Origin of the sequence: Amycolatopsis dongchuanensis (assembly GCF_039542405.1) — a bacterium.
Taxonomy (GTDB): Bacteria; Actinomycetota; Actinomycetes; order Mycobacteriales; family Pseudonocardiaceae; genus Amycolatopsis_E; species Amycolatopsis_E sacchari.
The window spans coordinates 1-4,609 of record NZ_BAABIB010000121.1 but is presented as its reverse complement, the minus strand read 5'-3'; the positions used below and the strand labels follow the sequence as shown (position 1 = coordinate 4,609).

Below are 4,609 nucleotides of genomic sequence, written 5' to 3'. Positions count from 1 at the left end.
CGTTGGAGTCCGCGGGCAACGCACCCCCACCAGCGACGATGGCCTGCTGCGGGTCCATACCGCCGAGCACCGCCGCCATGACCGGGTCCTTGACCGCCTCCGCGGTCGCCGTGGCCGGGGCGCCTTCGAGCAGCCGCGCCACCATCGTCGCGAGCATCTCGACGTGCCCGATCTCCTCGGTGGCGGTGTCCATGATGAGGTCCTTGTACTTGCCCTCGATGCGGCAGTTCCACCCCTGGAACAGGTACTGCCACGTCACGGACAGCTCGCCGTACGCCCCGCCGATGAGCTCCTGCAGCTTGTGCGCGAACACCGGGTCCGGCCGCTCGGGTTTCGCCTCGAACTGCAGGCGCTTGGTGTGCCGGAACATCAGCTGACCGCCGGGCCGGACTCCGACGTGCCCGACAGGTCCTTGAGGAACTCGTGGCACTGCTTGGCCCGCGCCGAGTCCTCCTCCATCACCCGGCGGAAGAAGTCGGCGATGTCCTGGCGCCCGGCGTTCTCCGCGTCGCGGACGTACTGGCCGTAGTCGTGCCCGGCCTTGAGCGAGTGGTACTGCACCGAGATGAGGTCGAAGCTGACGTCGTCGAAACCGGTCTCTCCGGTCGCCATGGTGTGCTCCCTGTCGTCTCGCGGATGGGACGCTCCCGGCATACCCGGCCTCGCGGCGGTTACGCCTTCGTCTGCCCCGCGAGGAACGCGACCACTTCGGCGAAATCGCCGTTCCGCGCGAGCACTTCCCGCTGCCTAGCCGCACCTCCGCCGCGGGCCAGCACGTCGGCGAGCGTCTGCTCGGCGAACTCCTTCGCGCCGTCCTGCAACTGCGGCCGGACCTCGTCGAGCAGCCCGAGCAGCGTCTCGCCCGCCGGGCGCAGGCTCCGCGTCCGCGGATCGACGCACTGGCCCGCGAGCCCGTCCCGCGCGGCGCGCCACAGGTCGGCGCGCAGGACGTCCTGCGACACCGGTTCGGCGGTCTCGCCGCTGTCGAGCCGCGCGCGGGCGGTCGCCGCCAGGCCGTCCACGAGCACCGCGAGCAACGCGGCCTCCTCGACGGTGGGGGCGACGTCGCACACCCGCACCTCGACCGTGGGGTGCCGGGGCGACAGGCGGATGTCCCAGTACAGGTTCGCCGGGTCGAGCACCGCGCCCGACTGCGCCATGTCCCCGACGAGCGACTCGTAGTGCTCCGCGGACTCCGCGAAGGGCGGCGGGCCGCCCGAGGGCCAGCGGGACATCGCCAGGTAGCGCCAGCTCGCGTAGCCGGTGTCGGCACCTTCCGCGAACGGCGAGTTCGCATTCAGCGCGAGCAGCACGGGCAGCCACGGCCGCAGGTGGTTGAGCACGCCGATCCCGGTTTCCCGGTCCGGCACCCCGACGTGGATGTGGCAGCCGCACACGTTGACGCTGTCCATCAGCCCGCGGAAGTGGTCGGCGATCCGCCGGTAGCGGGCACCCGGCGTCAGCCGCGCGGTGTCCTCCACCGGTGGTGTGCCGGTGGCGAGGAGGCGCAGCCCCTTCTCCGCGGCGCCCTCGACCAGTTGCCTCCGCTGGTCCCGCAGGCAGCCGAGCAGCTCGTCGACGTCACCGCACACCGGCATGACCGACTCGACCTGGCACGTGACCAGTTCCGGCTGCAGTTCCTCGGGCGAGCCCCGGAGCACGGCCGGTGCCGCCGCCGCGGGTCTGCCCTCCGCGTCGACGAGCAGGAACTCCTCCTCGACGCCGAACGTGCGCTCGCTCATGCGGCCTCCCCCAGAACGTCCTGCGCGATCGCGTCGGCGTCGCGGCGGAACGGGCTGTCCTGCCCGGGGCGGCCGGTGCCGACCTGGGTGAACCAGCGGGTGTTCTGGGTGACGACACCCAGCGCGTACAGGTCCGGATCGGCTTCGCCACGCGCGTCGAGCACGTGGAACGGCGAGTCCGTCACCGCGAGCCCACCGGTGGCGAACCGCTCCCCCGTCGCCGGGTCGACGTTGACGTACTCGCTGATCATCCCGTCGGCGAGCAGCTGCCGCAGCAGCGGATCACGGTCGCGGCTCAGGTCCGGCGCGGGCGCCCGGGCATCCAGCAGCACCCTCGCCTCCCGCCGCGAGCCCGCGACGTCCGGCGACTCGACGGCGAAACAGCCGTCCCCGCAGGAGAACTGCGCGCGGGGACCGGCCACTTCGACCAGTCCGGCGTCCACAAGGGACACCAGCTGCTCGACGTGCTCGACCGGCGGTCCCGCCGACAGCAGGAAGTTCGCGGGCGCGAAGCGGGTGAGGAAGTCCTCCTGGGACTTGGGCAGCAGGCCGCCGAAGTCGACGATGCCGGGCAGCGCGGGACGCAGCGTCCGCATCATCTCCAGCGCCGCCTTGACCGGGCTGCCCTCCGGGCCCAGCTTCGAGGTCTCCACGTCCTCGGCGAGCAGCCGCCGCAGTTCGGCGCGGAACTCCACGGGGCTGCCGAAGGTCCGGCCCGCGAAGGGCCGCGCCAGCAGCTCGGGGCGCAATGGCGGCACGTCACCGAGCCCGAATGCCGCCAGCACCTTCCCCTTGCGGCGCGGGTCGAGCTCGCCCGCGTCGTCCGCCGTGGCGCCGAAGGCCTCCGTGAACGCCTCCACCGCACTGTGGCCGTCACGCAGGCGCAGCGTGCAGCGGTAGTAGGCGTGCTCGACCTCGGCCCACAGCAGCGGTTCGGCCTCGGCGGCGAAATCGAGCTTGGGGCTGCCGCGCTCGGCGGTCGCGCGGGCCCGCAGCGCCGCGACGCGCTCCTCGGTCAGCAGCACGGGGTCCGGCGCCAGCTCCGGCCGGTGCACCTGGGCGCGGGCGAGGAAAGGCAGCCCGCTGCGGGAACCCGCGACGATGTGTGGTTCACGGCCGCTCGCGTGGTAGCGCAGGGTGCCGTCGGCGTCCCGCTCGAACCGGCCGCCGCGGCCGGTGGTCAGGGAACGCACGACGTCGTAGAACGTCAGGCCCAGCCCGCGCACCGCCACCGTGCCGCCCGCCGGGATCTCGTCCAGCGGCAGTTCGGCGGCGATCCCCGGGCCGAGGCAGCGCAGCCCGTGGCGGTCGGCGTGGCGGCGGAAGGCCAGTTCCGTCTCGTCCGGTTCGAGCGCGCTGTGCCCGGTGGTCAATACCGCTTTGTCGACGTGCAGATCGGGGCCGCCGTCGTCGATGCGCAGCCGCAGCCCCTGTGCGGCGCGGAACAACCCGATCGCGCGGCCCAGTATCGGCCGGACGCACACGCCTTCGGGGGCCAGCCGGCACAGCCGCTGGAAGAACTCGTGCAGGTAGGTGCCGTAGCGGGCGCGGCTCGGGTAGTCGTCCGGCGCCAGCTCGTTCGCCGACCATTCGGCCAGCGAGTACGGCTCGTCCCCCGGCAGCAGCGGGTTGTCCGGGGAGTGCGCGGTCAGCTCGCCCGCGGTCGCGTTCGCCGCGAGCCACTCCGGCTGGCCCGACCGCCACACCCGCCCGGACCCGTGCTCGACGGGGTCCACCGCCCAGATCGTCACCGGCGTGCCGCCGCGGGCCCGCAACCGGAGGATCAGCCGTTCCAGCACGGACAACCCCCGCGGCCCGAGGCCGATGATCGCGACGGACAGCGGGCCGGAAGATCTCATGGCGGGGGAATACCAAGATTTCCCGGCGGCAAACCCCGGTGCTCAGCTGCCGCGGTTCTCCCCGAGCTCGTCGGCGATCGGGTTGCCGGGCCCGGTGTCGGTCGACGATTCGGCCAGTCCTGGCACGGAATTCCCGTGCGCCCGGTACTTTTCGGACTCGGGAACCGTGCCGTCGTCGGCGAATTCCACCGAGCCGAACACCTCGGTCAGGTTCGCGTAGTCCGCGGGCGGGATCGCCCGCAGCGCGCGCACGGCCTCGCCGTCCCCCTTGCGCTCGGCGGTCTGGACCAATTTGTCCTTGTCCGCGGGGAAGTCGAGGTCGTTCAGGCATTCGCGCAGCCGCTCGCGGGTCAGGGTCGAAGCCATGGGAACCTCCTTCAGCTCTCGTCCGGGGCCGACCAGGGCGGGGCGTTCCTCCGCCAGCTCGAGGTACTGGTCGACCTCCTGCGGGGTGGGGTCGACCCCGGCCTCCTCGGCGAACTCCTCCGGATCGGTGGTGTCCGGCACGGCGAGCCCCGGCGTGGTCGGGTCGTTGTCGGTCATCGCTGCCCACCCTTCGCTCCTGTTCGAACGGCCAGGGGCTACCACTCGCGGCGGCCCGCAAACGCCGGCCCGCCGCGGGGGCTCGACTGTGGCGAGCGTCATGACGGGCAGGATCCGCCCGGCCCGTTCGCCCAGCCGGGTACACTTTCGCCGTTGATCGCCGGTCGGAACGGGGAGGAGCGCCATGGGCCAGTCGAGGTCCCGTTACTCCCTGTCGCGGATCGACCCGTTCAGCCTGTGCGCCATCATCCCCGCGCTGGGCCTCGCCGGCCTGTGCGGGGTGAGCGGCTTCCTGCCGGGCGCGGTGGCGTTCGCCGTGCTCGCGCTGGCCATCGTCGCGCTGGAGGTGTGGATCCACCGGCGTGAGCCCACGCCCCCGCCGCCCCGCCGCGCGCCGGTCCAGAACCGCGCCCCCGCGGCGAACCGCCCGCCCGCGGCCCGCCGTCCGCCGCAGCAGCAGCCGCC

At 73.1% G+C, this 4,609-nt stretch carries 5 protein-coding genes and 1 pseudogene; 1 reads left to right on the top strand and 5 read right to left on the bottom strand.

Going from position 1 to position 4,609, the window contains the following annotated elements:
* From ABFX51_RS31185 to ABFX51_RS31165, 5 genes are all read right to left on the bottom strand, one after another.
* Nucleotides 1-370 (bottom strand): manganese catalase family protein (locus ABFX51_RS31185; RefSeq protein ID WP_346055831.1); only part of this gene is annotated, 370 nt, incomplete at its 3' end.
* On the bottom strand, nucleotides 370-612 hold the full coding sequence (locus ABFX51_RS31180; RefSeq protein WP_091509769.1) for an acyl carrier protein: 243 nt from the start codon (nucleotides 610-612) through the stop codon (nucleotides 370-372). The genes ABFX51_RS31180 and ABFX51_RS31185, both read right to left, overlap by 1 nt.
* A 59-nt stretch (nucleotides 613-671) precedes the next feature.
* Nucleotides 672-1,742, bottom strand: a complete 1,071-nt coding sequence (locus ABFX51_RS31175; protein ID WP_346055829.1) for a carboxylate-amine ligase — start codon at nucleotides 1,740-1,742, stop codon at nucleotides 672-674.
* Nucleotides 1,739-3,601, bottom strand: coding sequence for an FAD/NAD(P)-binding protein (locus ABFX51_RS31170; protein ID WP_346055828.1), 1,863 nt, complete (start codon nucleotides 3,599-3,601; stop codon nucleotides 1,739-1,741). Before ABFX51_RS31170 ends, ABFX51_RS31175 begins: the two co-directional genes overlap by 4 nt.
* A 42-nt stretch (nucleotides 3,602-3,643) precedes the next feature.
* Complete coding sequence (locus tag ABFX51_RS31165; RefSeq protein WP_245783148.1) at nucleotides 3,644-4,144, bottom strand: DUF2795 domain-containing protein; 501 nt, start codon at nucleotides 4,142-4,144, stop codon at nucleotides 3,644-3,646.
* A gap of 184 nt (nucleotides 4,145-4,328) precedes the next feature.
* On the opposite strand from ABFX51_RS31165, the pseudogene ABFX51_RS31160 reads away from it, so the two are divergent.
* Nucleotides 4,329-4,609: pseudogene (locus tag ABFX51_RS31160) on the top strand (hypothetical protein); the annotation flags it as partial.

What these genes read in the sequence shown, in the direction of transcription:
- ABFX51_RS31180 (WP_091509769.1), bottom strand. Translation starts at nt 612, where the DNA reads ATGGCGACCGGAGAGACCGGTTTCGACGACGTCAGCTTCGACCTCATC.
- ABFX51_RS31175 (WP_346055829.1), bottom strand. Translation starts at nt 1,742, where the DNA reads ATGAGCGAGCGCACGTTCGGCGTCGAGGAGGAGTTCCTGCTCGTCGAC.
- ABFX51_RS31170 (WP_346055828.1), bottom strand. Translation starts at nt 3,601, where the DNA reads ATGAGATCTTCCGGCCCGCTGTCCGTCGCGATCATCGGCCTCGGGCCG.
- ABFX51_RS31165 (WP_245783148.1), bottom strand. Translation starts at nt 4,144, where the DNA reads ATGACCGACAACGACCCGACCACGCCGGGGCTCGCCGTGCCGGACACC.